Genomic DNA, 19,351 nt, shown 5'->3' with positions numbered 1-19,351 from the left:
ACTCTTATTGTTGTCTGATTACTTGTCCCGATAGGAGGCCGGGCGCTTTTCAACGAACGCGGCGACCGCCTCTTCATGATCGGCCGTGTGATGAGCGATGGACTGGTACGCCGCCGACAGTTCCAAAAGCGAGTCCAGACGCATATGCTGACCTTCACGCAGCAGCCGTTTGCACAAGCGCAAGGCGTGCCCGGGGTTGCTGGCGATTCGTTTTGCTAACGCCTGCGCTTCGGACTGCAATGTTTCATGGGTGCAGACCTGCTCAACCAACCCCCAATCCAGCGCTTTAGCCGCGTCGATGGTGTCGCCGGTGAAGGCCATCAGGCTGGCTTTAGGAATGCCGATGATTCGCGGCAACAGCCAGGCGCCTCCATCACCGGGCACGATGCCCAGGCGTACGAAGCTCTCGGCGAAGATGGCGGTCGGCGACGCAAGGCGGATGTCGCACATGCAGGCAAGGTCCAGCCCGGCACCAATGGCCGGGCCGTTCACTGCGGCGATCACCGGAATGTCCAGCTCGTAGAGCGCCAGCGGGATGCGCTGAATCCCGTCTCGATAGGTGTCGCGCAGCTCGTAGGGAGAGCCCGCGAAGATGCCGCTGCGATCCCGCATGTCCTTGACGTTACCCCCTGCGCAAAACGCACTGCCGTTGCCGGTCAGCACCATTACCCTTGCAGAACGGTCGCGGCGCAGTTGGGCGCACAGCTGCACGAATTCCTCTATTTGCTCGGGGGTGGTCAGCGCATTTCGCGTGTCGGGATGGTTCATGCGCACAGTCACGATTGGACCGTCGCGCTCGATTTGCAGGAACGGGCTCATGCTGATGCTCCACTGACGGAATCCTGGGTCAGCAACGGCCAGAACCCGTCGCCTCCGACCGCACAGACCTGGGCGCCGATCTGCTGGCTCCAGCGAGTCGCCGTGCCGAACTCGCCGCGCCAGGCCCACAACCTGCGGGTGTAGAGTTGCAGGGCGTATTCCTGAGTGAAACCGATGGCGCCATGGACGGCGTGAGCAATGTTTGCGCACTGGGTGGCCGCTTCGGCGGCGGACACCTTGGCAACGGCGATGGCAAACCAGTTCAACGCGCGGTCCGACTGTACGAATGCCGCTTCTGCCGCGATGTTGGCGGCGGCGGTCTGTTCGGCAAACACGGCAAGCTGTTGCTGAATCGCTTGAAACGCCCCGATCGGCTTGCCGAACTGATTGCGCTGCCCGGCGTATTCGCTGGTTATCTCGAGCAGTCGAGTCAGCGCACCTGCGATCTGCGCGCTGCGGATCAACGCGCCGCCAAGATGGAGCACCTCGCTGCTGAGCCCGTTGGGCAAAGGTGCGCTGTCCACCACTACGGCATCGTTGAAGAACAACGTGTCCCTGGGTTCGCCGGCAACGTTCAGGCTCTGCTCGATGCCTTGAGCCTGTGAACGGGCGAGAACCACCAGGCTTGGTCCGACGCCATCGTTGTCGGCGATGGCAATGACCGTCTGCACATGATGCCCCCATGGAACGTCGCGCAATACACCGCTGACCCGTCCCGCGCTCAACGTCAGTTGCGCATTGGCGGCAAAGCTCAGGCTGCCGCTCTGTGGTTCCAGACCGCAGCCACCCAACAGCCAGTTGCCCAGCAGCGCTTCGCTCAGCGGCAGCGGCACCGCGTAGCGCCCGGCAGCCCGAGCGATCACGTACAAGTCAGCCCAACCGGCATCGGCGCCGCCCAAAGATTCGGGGGCAGCAGCCAGGGTAAAACCTGAATCTTCAATGGCGTCCCACAATGTGGCGGACCATACCCCGCCCTCGCTCGCGAGTACGGTTTCGCTGCCCGAGCCATCGGCCAGCAGGCGTTCGATGGTCGACTCAAATAGTTCGCGCATGATTATCGCAACCCCAGGCCACGGGCGATGATCCCGCGAAGAATCTCGCGGGTGCCGCCACGCAATGAGAAAGAAGGCGCCATCTGCGTCAGATAGGCCAGAACCTGTGCGTGATCGCTGCCGCCGTGTTGCCTCGGCTCGATGTCCAGCAAACGTTGGGCGAGTTCGGGAATGTCCTGCTCGAACGCGTTGCCCAGATCTTTCACACACGACGCTGCCCAGGCCGGGTGACCACCCGAAGCCAGTTGCGCAGTGACCGCCAGCGACATGTTGCGCAACGTCGCAAGCCTTGCAGCCAAGCGACCGACTTCGGCTGCTTGCAGTGCATCCGGCTGGGTCCCGATAGCGTCGATCATCGTCTTGATCAAGGCCATGGAACTCAAGAAACGCTCAGGACCGCTGCGCTCGAACGCAAGCTCGGCGGTAACCTGCTCCCAGCCCTTGCCTTCACTGCCAATCAGCGCGTCATCGGCAAGATAAACGTCGTCGAAAAACACTTCGTTGAAGTGCTCACCGCCCGCAAGATCACGTATTGGTCTCACGGTAATGCCGGGCAACCGAAGGTCGACGATGAACTGCGACATGCCTTCATGCCGTGCGGTCTGTTTATCACCCGTACGCAGCAAGGCAATCATGTAATGCGAGTGATGGGCATTGGTGGTCCAGACTTTCTGTCCGTTGACTCGCCAGCCTTCACCGTCGCGCACCGCAGTGGAACGAATCGACGCCAGGTCCGAGCCGGAACCCGGTTCGCTCATGCCAATACAGAAATAACTTTCGCCACGGCAAATGGCGGGCAAATAGCGGTCACGCTGCGCGTGCGTGCCGAACTTGTTGATCAGCGGCCCGCTCTGCCGGTCGGCGATCCAGTGCGCCGACACCGGCGCACCCGTGGCGAGCAATTCTTCACTGACGACGTAACGGGCAAAAAAGCCGGCCTGCGTTCCGCCGTATTCCCTGGGGAGCGCCATGCCGAGCCAGCCTTTGGCGCCAAGCGCCTTGCTGAAACTCGCATCGAAGCCCATCCACGATTGCGCGCGCAGCGCAGGAGGATAGTCGGCCAGCGTATGAGCGAGAAACTCGCGCACCTCGGCGCGCAACGCTTCAGCCTCAGCTGGAATTGCGCTGTAGGTAAATTCATTGATGGCCATGAATGCTCTCGAAGACTGGACATGCAAAAGCGGAAGAATCATCCGCATGACGAGCACAACCGCTTTGCTGCTCCCCGACAAGTGCGTGGCTTGCCGGGGAAACAGCGCGACGGCTTTTACAGCGCGGTTTGCGCGTCCGCTTTTTCGAACATCGCGTTGATGTCGCCGGAGGTCACCGGCTTGCCGTCTTCACGTCCGTGATCGGCACCGCCCAGACCCAGCGCCGGCTCGATCTTGACGTGGGTGGCCTGGGCGCGCAGCGCGCCGACGGTGCAGTTCTCACGCCCAAGGATGGCGAATGGATCGTAGGAGAACTCGCGCATGGCATTGAGGTGAGTGAGCTTGTTGATCGTGTGTTCAGGCAGATGCTTGAGGCCATCCCACGCAGTCTCCGGCGACTCCGGCCAGGTGCAGTCGGAATGTGGATAGTCGCTTTCCCACGTCACCATGTCTTCGTTCATGAAGCTCAGGTTCTGCAGACCGAACTTGTCTTCGATGAAGCAGGTGATGATGTGCTTGTGAAAGATGTCGCTGGGCATCTTCCCGCCGAAGTTGGAGTTGGTCCAAGCGTTGTGGTGACGATGAGTGAAGTCGGCACGCTCGAGCAGGTACGGAACCCAGCCGATGCTGCCTTCGGACAGCGCCATGCGCAGGTCGGGGAATTTCTTCCACATCGGCGCCCAGATCCAGTCTGCGGCAGAGTTGGCAATGGAGATCGGCATGGAGGTAATCCACGCGTCGATCGGCGAAAGGTCCGAGGCATGGTTGGCCTTGACCCCTGTCCCGATGTGGCAGCAGATCACCACCTTATTGTCGGAACAGGCTTTCCACAGCGGATCCCAGTAATCACTGTGAATCGACGGATAACCGTGGATGGCCGGGTTATCGGACAGGGACAGAGCATGAACGCCCTGTTTCGCCATACGATTGACCTCTGCGGCGGCGGCCTGCATGTCCCACCACGGCACCAGCATCAATGGGATAAAGCGACCTGGGGCAGCATTGCACCAGTCATGCAGGTGCCAGTCGTTGTAGGCCTGAATCGCTGCCAGCGATACATCGCGATCGGCATGAACCTGAAAGCGTTGCCCGGCGAAGCCAGGGAACGTCGGGAAGCACAATGAGCCCAGCACACCGTTGGCGCTCATGTCATCGACGCGGTCCTTGATATTCCAGGTACCACGGCGCATCTGGTCGTATCCCAATGGCTCCATGCCATATTCTTCTTTCGGACGTCCCACCACGGAGTTCAGGCCCATGTACCCGGTAGCCTGCTCTTCGAATACCCAGACATCGCGATCACCGGTCTTCACCACGTGAGGCTCGCGCCCCTTGAAGCGTAGAGGCATGTGACGGGCGAATGCGTTCGGCGGCTCGATGGCGTGGTCGTCGACGCTGACGAGAATCAGATCATCAATTTTCATTGTTCTTCCCTTCGCAACGGGTTGTTTGTTGTTGTGCCTGAATCATAGATCACACTCAATAAGAATTAAACACTTTATTTGATTGTGTTCATATAAATTCAGATGAAACGTTGCCCCCAGGTAAGCGCGAAAAGAAAAAACCCGCGCCTTCTCAGGCACGGGTCCGGGGTTGCGAGACGGTTGCGCAGGGTTTTCAGTCCCAGATCACGTGGACCTCATGGGGGCCGCGCAGCTGGGCGCCCACGATCTGGGGCGCAGGCTTGGACGGGTCGAGGCGGATGTTCGGCAACAGGTCGAGAATCGCGTTGATGGCGCAATTTATTTCAGTCTTGGCGACGAACTGACCGATGCACATGTGCGGCCCGAAGCCGAAACCAAAGGAAGGTCGCGGCTTACGGTCGATGTCGAACCTGTGAGCGTTCTCGAAGGCGTCTTCGTCACGATTGGCCGACGAGACGATGCACTGGACCATTGCGCCCTTGGGAATCTGTACGCCTCGAATCACCGTTTCCTGAGCTGTCTGGCGGACCTTGAACGTAGCGACTGGCTCGAAACGCACCGCTTCGTCGATGGCCTTGTTGACCAGGCTCCGGTCGTTGCGTACCCGCTCCAGCGTTTCCGGATTCTCCAGCAGGAGCGTCAACAGCGTACCGAATGTGCGCGTCGTGGTTTCGCTGGCCGCCGGCAGCAGGGACCGAACGAAGGTGGCGATTTCATGATCGTCGAGGGAGCGTCCTTCGTACTGCGCCCGGATCAGGCGGCTGATCAGGTCATCGCCCTCCGCGCCCGCCTCGCGGCGCTCGGCAACCACCACCTTGACCACGTCGTAAAGGGCCTGTGCTGCATGCATGGCAGCGCCGCGGGCTGCTGCGGCCTTCTCCGGGTCCACCTGTGGGCCTGCGAGAATGGCCAACGCCCAAGCCGCGTACTGCTCGATTTCCTCGGGCTTGTCTTCGGGAAAACCAATCAGCGCGTAAATCACCCGAATGGGGAAATACAGGCCGAAATCCATTAGATCCGCCGATTTGGCTGCCACCAGGGGTTTGATGTATTCCTCCCGGATCACACGGTCGATCTTGGTCTCCTTCCAGCGATTGACGGTCTCGGGCATGAACACCGGCTGCAACAGATTACGGATGTTCTTGTGAGCGTCGCCGTCCATCGCAGTGAGGATCAGTCCGTCGAAAAATGCTCCCAGCCCCTCGGCGATGAACCCGCTGGTGAAGTTCTTCCCATCACGCATGACCGCCATGACGTCGTCGTATTTGAATAAGGTGAAGGTTGGGCGGTTGGGATCCAGACCCGCAATCGACGGCACGCCAAGGCCTGCCATGAAGTTGCCTTCAAGAATCGGCGTGTTTTTGCGCGCCTCGGCATAAACAGCCTGCAAATCAACATCGCTGCCACGGTAATTGCTGGCGACGTTGGCAAATTCCTTGTTCAGATTGCTTTGCGCCTGAACGGACATGATCATCTCCTTTCTTATTGTTCATTGTTGGCTGATGCACCTGGCTAACCGGCGCCGTAACGGACTGAGTCTAGGTTACAAAATATTATCTGAACATAATTTGCGTATCTGACTCGTTACTTTGCATTTCGATATCAGTAGGCCTGCTGTACATAGGTCATACGACCGCCGGCCAGCATCAGGGCGCAGTAGAGGTTCAACTCGACAATCTGTGCAGTATCGAAATAACAGCCCAGGCGTTGGAAGTGCAGATCTGTAACGGACTGATAGTCACTGGCGAACAGATCGGCAAAGTTCAGCGCCGCACGTTCGGCGGGCGTGAAGTGCTCGCTGTCGGTGGCAATACAAGCGATATCGCGCTCATCGACCTGCTCAGACTTGCGCGCAAGCTGGCAGGCCTGGCACTGCGTCAGGCTTGCGATCTTCAAGCGCACAAGTTCACGCAGGCGCTCATCGAGCAGACTGTCCTCATGCAGGCTTTCCATCAGTGCCAGCCAGGCCAACGCGACCTTGGGCCGATGGGCCCAAACCTGAACCGGTCGGCTGGTACTGAGCATCCGAGAGGCCAGGCCACGCTCGATTGCCGCGCACAACTCATCAGGCAGCAGGTCCAGAGCAACCAGTGGCAAACGCGCCGAGCCATCGCTCTGATCCACAACCCGCTGCCCGCTCACTCCAGCCGCTCGATAATGGTCGCTGTTCCCAGGCCCCCTGCGCAGCAGATGGCCTGCAGGCCATACCGGGCGCCCCGTCGCTCCAGTTCGTTCAGCAGCGTGGTCATCAGGCGAGCGCCACTGGCGCCCAACGGATGCCCAAGGGCGATGGCGCCTCCATTCACATTCAGGCGTTCATGACTGACGCCGGTCTCATGCATCCAGGCCAGCGGAACCGAGGCAAACGCTTCGTTGACTTCGAACAGGTCGATGTCCTTGAGCTGCAAACCGGCCTTGCGGAGTACCTTGGCCGTCGCCTCGATGGGACCTGTCAACATGAGCGTTGGATCGGTGCCGACGGTGGCAAAGGCGACAATTCGTGCGCGGGGTCTTAGCCCGTGTCGGCGTGCGGCCTCGGCATCCATGATCAATAACGCGGCAGCACCATCGGAAATCTGCGAAGAGTTGCCTGCCGTGATTCGCCCGTTCTCCGGGCGGAAGCTGGTTTTGAGTGTGGAAAGCTTCTCCCGTGAGGTGTCGCGTCGGATGGTTTCGTCGGCAACCAGCGTTACCGCGGGTTCCGTCAGGGTCTTCTCGTGAAGCGATTCGACCGGCACCGGTACCAGTTGGCTGTCAAAACACCCCGCATCACTGGCCTTCGCCGCCCGCTCGTGGCTGGCGAAGGCGTAGTCGTCCAACGCATCGCGGCTCAGTTTCCATTTATCGACAATGCGCTCGGCCGCTTCGCCCTGGCTCGTAAGCTCGTAGCGTTCGCTGGCCATCCAGCCAAATGCCTCGCCGTGCAGATCGCGGTTGCTGCCCATGGGCACTCGACTCATGTTTTCCGCGCCACCGGCCACCACAGCTTGTGCCATTCCCGAAGCAATGGCACCGGCCGCGACGTGCACCGCCGCTTCCCCCGAGCCGCATTTGCGGTCCAGCGTCAGCCCGGGAATGCTGACCGGCCAGCCAGCCCCCAGCAGCGCAGTCCGCGCGATGTTGGCCGATTGCTCACCGATCTGGGTCACACAACCAAAAACGACATCGTCGATCACGGTGGGGGACAGATCGTTGCGTTCGACCAATGCGTTGAGCACCAGTGCGCCCAGATGATCGGCCCGCACGCCGGCCAGGCTGCCGCGAAATCGACCGACAGGCGTGCGCACGGCATCGACAATCACGATCTCTTTCATAGCACGCTCGCTCGCAGACCACTGCCAGGCACCGCCTTGTTGTCTTCATAGCGATAGACGCCATGCCCGGTTTTTCGGCCCAGGCGCCCAGCTGCCACCATCTTGATGATCAATGGGCATGGGCAGAATTTCTCCCCCAGCGTCTGATGCAAATAGCGCAGGACAGAAAGCCTTGTATCCCAGCCGGTCAAATCTCCCAGTTCCAGCGGCCCCATCGGGTGGTTGAAGCCCATGCGCAATGCAGTGTCAATGTCCTCGGCGCTGGCGATGCCCTCCTGCAACATGTACATGGCTTCGTTGCCAAGCATTGCCGACATGCGGCTGGTGGTCAGGCCCGGCGACTCGTTGACGATGATCGATGTCTTGCCCAATGCATCGCACAGATCGCGGGTACGGGCGACGGTCTCGTCACTGGTGGCCAGCCCGCGCACGAGCTCGACCAGCTTCATCTTGTGCACCGGATTGAAGAAGTGCATGCCGATGACTCGGTCGGCACTGTCGATCGTCGCCGCAATCTCGGTGACGCTCAGTGCCGACGTGTTGGTTGCAATGATTGCATCCGGCGCCATCAGTGGCGCGGCCTGGGCCACAATGGATTTCTTGATCGCCAGTTGCTCGGAAACGGTCTCCACCAGCCAGTTCGCGCCGATGGCGGCCTCACCCAGATCACCTGCCGTACTGAGCCGCGCCATGGATGCGTCGGCCTGTTGCGCCGAGACCTTGCCCAGGCTGACCCCGGCCTTGAGTATGTTTTCAATGGCCGTTCTGGCGTTGCTCAGTGATTGCGCACTGGTATCGACCAGCACCGTATGAAAGCCTGCGCTGACAAAACCATGGGCAATACCCGTGCCCATCAGCCCGGCTCCGACAACCACCACTTTGTTGTTTTTATCAGTACTCATGCCGAGACCTTCGATTTGACGGGTGTTTTTTCCCCCACGACGTTACGCAAGGTGCCGATGCCTTCGATGCTCGCTTCGACCACATCGCCGGGATCCAGAAATATGCCGGTACCCATGCCAACCCCTGCCGGGGATCCTGTGAACAACACATCGCCACAGGCGAAGCTGGAACGCTGCTGCACGAAAGCGATCAGCTCGCCGACATCCCAGGTCATGTCGGCGGTGTTGCCGTCCTGACGCATCTGGCCATTGACCTTGAGCGTCAGGCGAAGCTTGGGCGAGCCTTCGGGAAGTTCGTCCTTGGTGACAACCCAGGGCCCAAGACCGGTGGTTTTGTCCTGGCTCTTGGCGGCGAAGAGGTCCATGCCGATGCCTTTCGGCCCACTGCGTTGCAGATCCCGGGCGCTAACATCGTTGCCGACGGTGTAGCCCAGGACACACGCCAGCGGGTCGTCGAGATCCACGTCGTCGCTGCCGATCACTGCCACCAGCTCCACTTCGTGATCCAGCTCTGTGGTGAGCGGAGGAAAGCGAATCGGATCATGGGCGCCGATCAGCGCGCCGTAAGCCTTGAGAAATGCGACCGGCTGGGACGGTGCCGACAAGCCAAACTCCACCAGGTGCTTGGCGTAGTTCGCCCCTGCCACCACCACCCGATTCACCGGCTCGATCGGCGGCAGCAACGTGACCTGGGACAAGGCCAGCGGCGGTCCCGAAAAGCGCAGGGCGCTGATTCCAGCCCCCTGCGCGACCTTCGGTGCCCAGGTACGGAATTCGCCGGCGATGGGGGTGACCATGTCCTGCTGAACATCGACCACCGCCCAGAACACGCCGCTCTCGAAATAGGAACAGCGAGCCAGTTTCATCAGACCGCTTCCTTGGCAGGTGTGACCTGACCGATTTTCGCAGGGTCCAGATGAAGCAACTTGCACGCGTTCTGCCAGCGAATTTTCTGCAGATCCGCGTCGCTGAGCTTCAGGCCATGGGTCAGGTCGTGACGGACGGCATCGCTGCCACCGAAGTTGCTGCCATAGACCATCTGATCAGCGCCGATGACCTCAATCAGAGCCTGACGCATCGGCAGCTCGTGCAGCTCGACATCGAAATAGAAGTTTTTCATGTAGTCGAGAACCGGACGCTTGTTATGCACCACGTCGAGGTTCTTGTTGGTCTGGGCCAGACGACCCAGCTGATAAGGCACATAACCGCCGCCATGGGTGATGTAGACCTTCAGATCCGGGAAGCGGTCCAGCACGCCACCGCATATCAGGTTCCAGAAGCAACGGGTTTCGTCGTACTGCATCCCGACAATCGCAGTGGTTTCGTAGCGGTCTTCATTGGCGCGATCACCCCAGGTGACCGACTGGTTATAGCCATGAATGAACATAGGCAGATCGAGGTCGCAGAGGGTTTTCCAGACCACATCCAGTTCCGGAGAATCGAACTCCAGCCCGCCGAAATTGGCGCCGCCCGCAGAAAGCCCCTTGGCGCCCAGCTCGGTACACGCACGGCGCAACTCGATGGCCGCCGCTTCGGGCGCGTTCAGTGGTGCATGTGCCCAGAACATCAAACGATCGGGTGCGGCGGAGCAGTATTCGGCAAAGGTGTCATTGACGGTGCGCGCATAAGGCACCGCGTACTCGGCCTCGGTCCAGTACATGTAGCAGTGGGAAGGGACCGACACGACCTGCAGGTTCTGCCCTGCTGCGTCCATACCCGCCAGTCGGACTTTCGGATCGGCCCACTTGGCCATGTATTCCTCAAGCCTCAGGCCTTTGCCGGCACGCACTGCCGCCTTGCGCTCCGGCGAGCCTAGCGTGAGCTGCCATTTGCCCACACGCAAGCGGATATCGCCGTCATCGCACTGTTCAAAAAACGGACCCCAATGCGGGTGCTGATTGTAATAGCCAGGGAGCGGAGCGTGAGCGTGAAGATCGATAAGCATAATCCGGGACCTCTACGTAGAAACTTTATGGTTCTTGTGATTGTTCTGGGTGTTGCGAGTCCCGAAGCACGGCACCTGGAGCGCCCATCAGGCTGCCCGGCGAATCGGCTCACCCCGCTTCGGTCTGATCGAAGCATAAAATTAAATTGGGCATAAATCAAAATAGTGTTCAGTTTATTTTCATGAACCGTACAAGAAGGCCGAGCCAGAGCCGTCCGACACGGCGCCCCACTGACCGAAATCCGCCCAATCCGACGAAAATAGGCGCCATAACCTGTTTTCAGGCGAAAAAAAACCGGCCGCTGCAATGGCAGCGGCCGGTGTTGTATTTTCGAAAAGTGTCTAACTAAGGCGAGTCAGCGACGGGTGCGAGAAGTCGAGCCCATGGTCAAGGCAGCGGCCAGCTTCTTCACTCGCACCGGCAACAAGCGCCGGCTGGCACTTTCCGGTACCAGTATTTCGCTGAGCACGTAGCGAATGATCATCTCGCACAGCAACTCGCGGTCCAGACGCACGCCGAGCTTCTCGTCCCAGTCGTCGAAAACGATGTTGAGCACGTCCTGAAAACGCACGATCGAATCATGAAAAATACGCCTGAAGAAGCCAAGGGCGTAATCAGGTGCGACCACCAGCAAGCGGCGCGCACGGCTCTGCTCGAGATAATTGTCCAGATAGACGAACAAGGCATTGAGCCGCGCTTCGGGATCTTCGATCTGGCCGAGCGCCGCGGTCAGCGAGACGTGGAAGCTGTCGCGCTTGTGGCGGGAGAACGTGTCGAGAAGATCCTCCTGGGAAGAGAAATAGCGGTAGAACGTGCCCCGGGAAATTCCAGCGACCTTGCACACGTCCAGAATGGAAATGCGGTCGGCACCGGACTGCAGCACGACCTCTTCGGTGGCAGCAAGAATATTGGAGATGGTTTCTTCGGAGCGGCGATTGGGTTTGACCTTGGCTGGCGCCGTCGCACCGTTGCTGCCAGCGCCTGCAGGCGCGGCTGTCTTGGCGTTGGCGCGGGCAGGTTTGGCAGGCGCTGCCGATTTCTTTTTTGCAGAGGATCCGGCCTTTGGCGCAGCGGCTTCGGCCTGTTGTTTTTGAGGTTTTGGCATGAATGGAAAGACCCATAGACATTTCGATGTGTCACGGTAGCATAGGAATTAAGCATATAGCCTAGAATTTGTTCAACTTCTGCCTAGAGACAAGACATAAATCTTTCCATAGAATCGGATTCTCTCACCAAAATAAGATTTGGGTACGCCTTCGCTGGAGCGCCCACAAAGAGGAGAACATTCATGAGCGGCACTGGGAATCCCGAAGCCTGGGCACTGGGTGAAAGAGACACGGTAATCTGCGCACTGGAGCGAGCAGTAGCAAGGGCTCCAGACAAGGTTTTGCTGGATTTCAGCGGAACATTGTACACATACCGAGAAGTTGATCAGCTTTCCAACAGGATGGCCCATGCCCTCGCCGACCTTGGCGTCGTTGCGGGCGCCACTGTACTTACGATGCTCGACAACAACATCGATGCTGTCGTGACCTGGCTGGCCATCAACAAGCTCTGCGCGGTCAGCGTACCGATCAATACGGCCCTCAAAGGGGAATTCCTGCGCCATCAGATCGCGGACACCGGCACACATCTGGTGATCTGCGAAGCGGATTATCTTTCACGCATCAGCGCAATCGCTGACCAGCTCACGGATGTCCACCGCGTTCTCTATCGCAATGCCAGCGGCCAGCAGGTCACTTCACCTTCAGCTCCTTTCCCTATCGAATCACTGGATGCCCATCGCGGCTCCGATGATTCGGCCTTCGAGCGCAAGCCGCAGCCATCCGACCTTGCCTGCCTGATCTACACCTCCGGCACCACCGGACCTTCGAAAGGCTGCATGATCAGTTACAACTTCATGTGCAACCTCGCCCGGCTGCAACTGCGAGCAGGCCCGGCGAGCGAGGATGATGTGACGATCACTCCCCTGCCGCTGTTCCACATGAATGCGCTGTGCGTCAGCATCATCGCCAGCATTCTGGTAGGCGCCCGCGCCGCCATCCTGCCGCGTTTTTCGGTGTCCAACTTCTGGCCGGAAGTCGAACGTTCGGGCGCGACCATCGCCTCGATCCTCGGCGGCATGGGTGGCCTGCTCGCTCAGGCCCCGGATAACGAAGCGATGTTGCGTTGCCGAGGACAGATTCACACCGCCAGAGGCAACCCCTACACCGAAGAAACCAAACAGATATGGCGTGAACGCTTTGGCACCCGGCTGGTGGGAGGAAATGGCTACGGCTTGACCGAGGCATGCGTGGTCACCTCACTGGCGGCCGGCGAATACGCAGCGCCGGGGTCATCAGGCAAACGCATCGCGGATTTCGATGTGCGCATCGTCGATGAACAGGACAATGAAGTTCCGGGTGGGACGCCGGGCGAAATCGTGGTCAGACCGCAACGCCCTGACATCATGTTCCAGGGTTACTGGCGCCGTCCCGAGGACACCCAGAAACTGATGCGCAACATGTGGTTCCACACAGGAGACGTCGGCAAGTTCGATGACGAAGGCTTTTTCTACTTCGTCGACCGCAAGAAGGATTACCTGCGCCGCCGAGGCGAGAACATCTCCAGTTTCGAGATGGAGGCCGCGTTTGCCACACACCCCGCATTGTCGGAAGTGGCGGTACATGCGGTGCCGTCGGACAAGGGCGAGGATGACGTAAAAGTCACTGCGGTGTTGCACGAGAACACCGAACTCGCGCCAGAAGCGTTGTTCCACTGGGCGGCGGACACGGTCCCTTACTACGCGCTTCCCCGCTACATCGAGTTCCGCACCAGCCTGCCGAAAAACCCTCAGGGTCGGGTGCTCAAGTACCTGTTGCGCGATGAAGGGAAAACGGCGACTACCTGGGATCTGGACGACACCGATATCAAGGTCGCGAAACGCTGAACGGCGAAGCGGCGTGTCTGACACGCCGCGTCCCCTTATGAATCAATACTCCCGAGCGGGAATATCCTTGGGTCTGGAGTTGTAGCCAGGCAAATGCAGGCCGCCATCGACGTGCAAGGTCTCACCCGTCACGAAGCGCGACATCTCGGATGCCAGGAACACCACCACCGGGCCGATATCTTCTTCCGGTTCCCCGCACCGTCCCAGTGGCCGCAACCCAGCCGACATCTCGGCGAATCCCGGGTTTTCTTCCGCCAGCTTGTGAAAGGTCGCGCCCATGGCGGTGGGGGCAATCGCGTTGACGCGGATGTTGAAACGTCCCCACTCGGAAGCGGCGCTGCGGGTCAGGCCGACCACGGCGGATTTCGCCGTGTTGTAGTCCCCGTGCAGCCACGCGCCGATCTCGGTGTCGATGGAGTAGAAGTTGATGATCTTGCCGCCGCCTCGTGCCTGCATGTGCGGGAACGCTGCTTTCATCGACCACCAGGCGGCCCAGACGGTCGAGTTCAGTGTGCGCTCGAGCATGTCGTCGGTTTTTTCCTCCAGCAGCACGTTAGGCGTGGGCGCAAATGCATTGTTCACCAGGATATCCAGCCCTCCGAAATGCGTGACGGCTGCATCGATGGCCGCCTGGATATCCGCTTTGCTACTGACATCGGTCCTGATGAACAGGGCCTGCGCACCAAGCGCCTTAAGCTCCTCGGCAACCGCTGCACCGCTGGCTTCGTCGAGCTCCGCGACCACCACCGATGCACCCTGTTTGGCGAAACTCAACGCCACACCTCGTCCGATACCACCGCCAGCGCCGGTGATCAGCGCCACTTGTCCTCGCAGCAGGCTCATAGCCGCTCCTTTTTTGTTGTTGTTCGAGTGAATTTCCCATGCCACATATGTGAACATTATCCGATATAGTGTCTAAATAAAACCGATAAAAAACACTCGCTCAGCCAGACAAAAAGGATAAGCCGGATGAGTATGTTTCGCCGCCGTGTCGTGATCGTTTCCAGTGGCCAGATAGAGGGCGGCGAAGTGCGTGCCGCTCTGGAGGACGATTTTCACCACTTTCGCGTATCCCTGCGCCATGAACACGGCGTACTGAGCCAGGTCACCGGCCAGGCCCTGAGGTTTCCATACTCTGCCTGCCCCGAGGCAATCGAGCCGTTGCACGCACTGTCAGGCATGGTGTTGTCACCCATTGCCCATTCAGTCACCCGAGAAACGGATGCCCGGCATCAATGCACGCACCTGCTGGATCTCGCGGGGCTGGCTGTCGCAGCGGCGCTACGGCCGGCACAGGTCCGCCGTTACGACATTCAGGTGCCCATGCGCCTGGAGGGACGAACGCAGGCCATGCTGCAGCTCAATGGCCAACCGTTGCTGGAGTGGCAGGTCAAAGGCGCGATCATCGAAGATCCACAACCGTTCTCGGGTGTGAACATCCGCGAGGGCATGGCCCGCTGGGCACTGAATACACTGACCCCGGACCTTGCCGAGGCGGCTTTGTTGCTGCGGCGCTGCACCATGATCTCCATCGGCAAGACTCATGATCTGGATAGCCAGATTCACGCCTCCAGCACCGATCGCTGCTTCAGCCAGCAGACGATCAGAGCGCCGTACGCATTGCGTATTAAGGGCTCGACGTGGGATATCGCGAGCAACGAGACCCTCTGCGCAGCTGACGCGGACTGGCTGAAGGAATGCACGTAGACGACTCGCTGATCGGTGCCAGAGCCAGCCACAAAAAAGCCTGCTGAACCGATCAGCAGGCTAAAGGTGCGACACGATGAACGCTTTCAATGATGTGGACGTTTAGAGGAATACCGCCAGGTTCGGGGTCCCCAATACGGCCTGATCGAGAATGACTTCACGTCGGGCGAGCTTGAAACTGTCGCCATCCACACGCAGCAGATCGCGCCGCTCCCCGCTGATGATGTCGACGTGGTGATCCTTGAAGCGGCTGCGGGTCAGGAGCAGATAGCTCGTCACGATGAACTCGTCCGGCTTCTCGGTTTCTTCGACGAACACGTTGGTGACCAGCCGCCGCGTGCGCGACGGCGGATCTTCGGCCCAGGCGCTTTTACCGGACAGACGCAGTATGCGACCCATGATGGATCGATAGTCATCGTGGTAGTGCTGCACGCTGCGAACGATGGTGGCGGAGAGTTCAGCGGCCGTACGGGTATGGCGCAGCGGTACGGTGTAGATGAGGTCCGTCGCCAGGCGCGCGGCCCATTCCTGCAGGCGGATCTGGTCCAGCAGCGTCGCTTCTTCATACAGAAACGTGACCACTTCGTTGTAAACAGGCGAGCCGACAGGCACTCGCTTGATACCCAGCGGCGAGCCGGGTTGCACATGGTCGGCGCCGCGCTGCTGGACGTCGACCCGCGGTTTTTCCGCCAATTGAGTGTCAGACATGAATGTATCCCCGAATCTTATTGTTGTTGAATCACGGAACGCGAACGCCGTTACTGATCTTCACCGACAGGCGCGGTCATCAACTCATGCCAGTACAGCCACCAGTGCCACTGGGTGTCGTCCTTGGTAAAACCTTCATTGACAATTCCGGGGCCGGGCCAACCTTCCGGGGCGCCGGTTTCGAACACCGCCTGATACTTGAGCGTGCTCTTGCGGCCCATCGCGCCCTTGGCAGCCAGCGTCATGTGCGGCCAGGTGTCAGAGTCATCCTGCTCGACCATCCCGGAGGTGCCGAACAGCTGAATGGTCTGCTTGAGCATCTTCTCGCGCAGCTCGGGAGAGGCGTCCTTCTCGGCGAAGATCCAGTTCACGAACTCCAGCTTGTCCGGTCCTTGTGGCACATAGGCATGTAAGGTCATGGAACCGACCACCGTGCCGTCTGGCTGGGGAATGTAGACGAAGCCAAAGAGAATGTTGGGGAACATCCCGCCCACTTGAGGCGGCATGCTGGTCAGCACTTTGAGCTGATCTTCGCTGAGGTTGCGCGCCAATTGCTCGACCATGTCAGCGGTCATGCCCGCCGGTGGCAGGGCCTGAAGTTTTTCCTCGACGGTCAGCGATTCGGGGTCCAGGCCGGTCAGACGCTTGATCTTGCGCGCCAGGTCGATGCAGCGCAGCGCATGGCCGTGAGGCGAACTGATCTCCACGCCATACATTTCGGGACTCAGGTCGGCACTCTGTCCGTTTTCGTCCTTTTTCGCATAGTTGCCGACTTCGCCCAACCAGCGGTGCAGCGTCAGCGTGTGGAAGCCATCGGCGGCAGATTGTTCACCCGCCGTCTTCCAGTTGGCATTGACGATGAAGCGTTGCGGCGGGCCCAACACCTCCATGCCTTTGTCCGATCGCAGGAACAGCATGTCGTAATACCACTTGGCGTCGCCCAGAAACTCGTCGAACGTCGGGCCGTCAACGTTCCACGTGGCGAATACCAGGCCGCCGTACAGGGTAACCCTGGCTTTTCTCAGACCCAGCTGTTCTTTGGGCAGCATCTTGCCGTGCATGCACTCGCGATCGACTGGCGAGCCGATGAAGTCACCGTTGGGACGGAATGCCCAGCCGTGGTAGATGCATTTATGGATCTGGGTGTTGCCGCAATCGGCGGTGCTGATGCGCATGCCACGGTGCGGGCAGACGTTGAGGGTGACGTGGACTTCGCCTTCCTTGTCGCGGGCGACGATGACCGAGTCCGAACCCAGGTCCCGGACCATGAAGTCTCCGGAGTTGGGGATTTCCGATTCGTGCCCGAGAAGAACCCAGATCTTGCCGAAGATCTTCTCCATTTCAATTTCGTAGATCTCGCGGTCAGACAGCACACGCATCTGCACTTCGCGAGTCGAGGGATAGATAAGGTCAGCGACCTTGGTACCATCGGACAGTACGGGGCTTGTTCTTGTTAGCATATTGGCCTCCAGTTCAGGGTGTCACGGCTACTCCGAGCCGGTTGAATATAAGACAGATTCATGAAATATGTATAGCACTGTCGTTTGTCTCGCAGACAAATCAATCAGTGAGCCGTTCAAACCTGCTGCGCACTACCCACCTGGGTGCGCAGCACGCCTATCCCGTCGACCTCCAGCTCGACCCGGTCTCCAGGCTTCAGATAGCGCAGTTGCTCCAGGCCGCAGCCGTTGCCGACCGTTCCCGAGCCCAGGAACTCGCCCGGATAGAGCGTCTCGGAGCGTGATATGTGGGCGATGACGTCTTCGAACCGCCAGCGCATGTCTCGCGTGTTGCCCCTGCCCCACTCCTCACCGTTGACCCTGGCAACCATATTAAGGTCGTAGGGGTCATCCAGTTCATCGGCGGTCACCAGGCAGGGGCCCATGATATTCGCTGTGTCGAAATCCTTGCTCTTCGCCGGGCCAAGCATGCCCGGCATCTCGGCGGCCTGTGCGTCACGGGCGCTCATGTCATTGAAGATGGTGAATCCGACGATGTGATCGCGAGCGTTGTCCCGGGAAATGTCCTTGCCTTTCTTGCCGATGTAGCAGCCAAATTCCAGCTCGAAGTCCAGCGCTTTACTGAACGCAGGCCAGAGGAATTCATCATCGGCTCCGATCACGGCGAAGCGATTGCATTTGTAGTAGATGGGCTGACGGTTGAAGGTCTCGATCACCCGCTCGTCGGCGCGGGTGTTCATCGCTTTGAGCGTGGCCTCCGGGTCTTCTGTGCGAAGGGCCCGGGCGCGTCTGGCCGCGGCAAAAGCCTGACGCAAATGCAGCTCGAAACAGGAGCAGTCGCGCATCTGTGGCGGCGGCTGGATCGGCGCACGCAGCCGGACCTCGTTGCGCGCAATGACGCTGGCTGTCGGGGATTTACGCAACAGCGTGCGCGCCAGTTCCAGCGCCTGCTCGCCCCCTTCCACCAGCTTCAGCACGCTGCTCAGCGCGGCGCTTTCGCCACCCTGCACCTGACGGTGGGCGGCCTGCAGGTCAACCACCACCTGATCGTTGTCGATCAGCGCGCCGGCACGTTCGATGCCATCGTCCTGAGTGAAGGTTACCAGCCTCATACCCGGCCACTCACTGGCAGGCAGGCTCCGGTCACGGCGTCTGCGTCGTCGCAGAGCAGAAAGGCGATGACAGACGCCAGTTGCGTCGGCCTCACCCAGCGGCTGAAGTCGGCATCAGGCATGTCGGTGCGGTTGGTCGGGGTGTCGATGATGCTGGGCAATACGGCGTTAACCGTGATGCCGCGATCCTTGAGTTCTTCGGCCAACGCTTCGGTGAGCCGCGAGACACCGGCCTTGGAGGCCGCATAAGCGCCCATGCCCATTCCTGCCTTGAGGCTGGCCTGAGCGCCGATATTGACGATCCGCCCGCCATCACTGGCCAGCAGATGCTCAAGCACCGCCTGCGAAGCGATGACGGCGGTACGCAGGTTCATCTGGTAAAGGTGGTCCCAGGTCGCCAGGCTTCCGCTCTCCAGCGTTTCCCAGGCGAAACCGCCGGCGACATTCACCAGGCCGTCGATCCGCCCGAAGTGTTCGGCCACTTGCGCAAACGCCGAGCGGGCCGATTCGACAGAAGTCAGGTCGACACCTCCCAGCGCAAGCACGTTGGCGTCGTCGCTGACCCTGGTCTGAGACGTCTCGGCCCGATCCAGCAGCGCGATACGGGCACCGCGGCCACTTAAATACTGACCGAGCGCTGTCCCGAGAACCCCGAATCCACCGGTTACAACGATCACTCTGGCTTGCAAGGATGAGTCTTCAAGCGCCTGGTCCTGGCGAGAACTGGACATCACGATTTCCTCTTATTGTTGTTGGGCGCACCCTATGGGGGTGAGCGAGGCACGCCAACAATATAAGACACTTTTTAAAAATATGTACAGATGATA

Annotated in this window: 18 protein-coding genes; 2 read left to right on the top strand and 16 right to left on the bottom strand. The window is 59.8% G+C overall.

Annotated elements, in window-relative coordinates:
- Positions 1-18 precede the first annotated feature (18 nt).
- From BWR59_RS03125 to BWR59_RS03075, 11 genes are all read right to left on the bottom strand, one after another.
- Positions 19-819, bottom strand: coding sequence for a crotonase/enoyl-CoA hydratase family protein (locus BWR59_RS03125; RefSeq protein ID WP_081564175.1), 801 nt, complete (start codon positions 817-819; stop codon positions 19-21).
- Complete coding sequence (locus tag BWR59_RS03120) at positions 816-1,871, bottom strand: acyl-CoA dehydrogenase family protein (protein WP_081564174.1); 1,056 nt, start codon at positions 1,869-1,871, stop codon at positions 816-818. Before BWR59_RS03120 ends, BWR59_RS03125 begins: the two co-directional genes overlap by 4 nt.
- 2 nt (positions 1,872-1,873) lie before the next feature.
- Positions 1,874-3,022: an acyl-CoA dehydrogenase family protein gene (locus BWR59_RS03115; protein ID WP_081564173.1), complete on the bottom strand. Its 1,149-nt coding sequence runs from the start codon at positions 3,020-3,022 to the stop codon at positions 1,874-1,876.
- A gap of 116 nt (positions 3,023-3,138) precedes the next feature.
- Entirely contained in the window at positions 3,139-4,446 is a 1,308-nt protein-coding gene (locus BWR59_RS03110) for an amidohydrolase family protein (RefSeq protein WP_074750847.1), read from the bottom strand.
- A gap of 193 nt (positions 4,447-4,639) precedes the next feature.
- Entirely contained in the window at positions 4,640-5,914 is a 1,275-nt protein-coding gene (locus tag BWR59_RS03105; RefSeq protein WP_081564172.1) for a cytochrome P450, read from the bottom strand.
- Positions 5,915-6,048: 134 nt separating this feature from the next.
- Positions 6,049-6,570, bottom strand: coding sequence for a carboxymuconolactone decarboxylase family protein (locus BWR59_RS03100; RefSeq protein ID WP_230981946.1), 522 nt, complete (start codon positions 6,568-6,570; stop codon positions 6,049-6,051).
- A gap of 14 nt (positions 6,571-6,584) precedes the next feature.
- Positions 6,585-7,760 carry a thiolase family protein gene (locus tag BWR59_RS03095; protein ID WP_081564171.1) on the bottom strand — a complete coding sequence of 392 codons (1,176 nt, stop codon included), beginning with the start codon at positions 7,758-7,760 and terminating at the stop codon, positions 6,585-6,587.
- Positions 7,757-8,662 (bottom strand): 3-hydroxyacyl-CoA dehydrogenase, encoded by a 906-nt coding sequence (locus tag BWR59_RS03090; protein ID WP_081564170.1) that lies wholly within the window; start codon positions 8,660-8,662, stop codon positions 7,757-7,759. The genes BWR59_RS03095 and BWR59_RS03090 overlap by 4 nt, the downstream gene beginning before the upstream one ends.
- Complete coding sequence (locus tag BWR59_RS03085; RefSeq protein WP_081564169.1) at positions 8,659-9,528, bottom strand: fumarylacetoacetate hydrolase family protein; 870 nt, start codon at positions 9,526-9,528, stop codon at positions 8,659-8,661. Before BWR59_RS03085 ends, BWR59_RS03090 begins: the two co-directional genes overlap by 4 nt.
- Complete coding sequence (locus BWR59_RS03080; protein WP_081564168.1) at positions 9,528-10,607, bottom strand: amidohydrolase family protein; 1,080 nt, start codon at positions 10,605-10,607, stop codon at positions 9,528-9,530. The genes BWR59_RS03085 and BWR59_RS03080 overlap by 1 nt, the downstream gene beginning before the upstream one ends.
- A 356-nt stretch (positions 10,608-10,963) precedes the next feature.
- Positions 10,964-11,713 carry a TetR/AcrR family transcriptional regulator gene (locus tag BWR59_RS03075; protein WP_081564167.1) on the bottom strand — a complete coding sequence of 250 codons (750 nt, stop codon included), beginning with the start codon at positions 11,711-11,713 and terminating at the stop codon, positions 10,964-10,966.
- A 183-nt stretch (positions 11,714-11,896) separates the two neighbouring features.
- On the opposite strand from BWR59_RS03075, the gene BWR59_RS03070 reads away from it, so the two are divergent.
- Positions 11,897-13,537 carry an ATP-dependent acyl-CoA ligase gene (locus BWR59_RS03070; RefSeq protein ID WP_074750858.1) on the top strand — a complete coding sequence of 547 codons (1,641 nt, stop codon included), beginning with the start codon at positions 11,897-11,899 and terminating at the stop codon, positions 13,535-13,537.
- A gap of 42 nt (positions 13,538-13,579) precedes the next feature.
- Here the strand turns inward: BWR59_RS03070 and BWR59_RS03065 are convergent, their stop codons facing one another.
- Entirely contained in the window at positions 13,580-14,380 is an 801-nt protein-coding gene (locus BWR59_RS03065; protein WP_074750860.1) for an SDR family oxidoreductase, read from the bottom strand.
- Between the two features lie 126 nt (positions 14,381-14,506).
- Here BWR59_RS03065 and BWR59_RS03060 point away from each other — a divergent pair, with 126 nt between their 5' ends.
- Positions 14,507-15,244: a DUF2889 domain-containing protein gene (locus tag BWR59_RS03060; protein ID WP_081564166.1), complete on the top strand. Its 738-nt coding sequence runs from the start codon at positions 14,507-14,509 to the stop codon at positions 15,242-15,244.
- Between the two features lie 102 nt (positions 15,245-15,346).
- On the opposite strand, the gene BWR59_RS03055 is transcribed toward BWR59_RS03060, so the two are convergent.
- The 4 genes from BWR59_RS03055 to BWR59_RS03040 all read right to left on the bottom strand — a co-directional run bounded on the left by BWR59_RS03055 (position 15,347) and on the right by BWR59_RS03040 (position 19,255).
- Complete coding sequence (locus tag BWR59_RS03055) at positions 15,347-15,952, bottom strand: aromatic-ring-hydroxylating dioxygenase subunit beta (protein WP_081564165.1); 606 nt, start codon at positions 15,950-15,952, stop codon at positions 15,347-15,349.
- A gap of 50 nt (positions 15,953-16,002) precedes the next feature.
- On the bottom strand, positions 16,003-17,412 hold the full coding sequence (locus BWR59_RS03050) for a Rieske 2Fe-2S domain-containing protein (RefSeq protein ID WP_074750867.1): 1,410 nt from the start codon (positions 17,410-17,412) through the stop codon (positions 16,003-16,005).
- A 116-nt stretch (positions 17,413-17,528) separates the two neighbouring features.
- Positions 17,529-18,524 carry a fumarylacetoacetate hydrolase family protein gene (locus tag BWR59_RS03045; RefSeq protein ID WP_081564164.1) on the bottom strand — a complete coding sequence of 332 codons (996 nt, stop codon included), beginning with the start codon at positions 18,522-18,524 and terminating at the stop codon, positions 17,529-17,531.
- A complete protein-coding gene (locus BWR59_RS03040) occupies positions 18,521-19,255 on the bottom strand; it encodes an SDR family NAD(P)-dependent oxidoreductase (RefSeq protein WP_081564163.1) in 735 nt (244 codons plus the stop codon). The genes BWR59_RS03045 and BWR59_RS03040 overlap by 4 nt, the downstream gene beginning before the upstream one ends.
- Between the last annotated feature and the right edge of the window lie 96 nt (positions 19,256-19,351).

This window comes from Pseudomonas sp. Bc-h (assembly GCF_002080045.1).
In the GTDB taxonomy this organism is placed as follows: Bacteria; Pseudomonadota; Gammaproteobacteria; order Pseudomonadales; family Pseudomonadaceae; genus Aquipseudomonas.
This window is presented reverse-complemented; position numbering and strand designations above follow the sequence as displayed.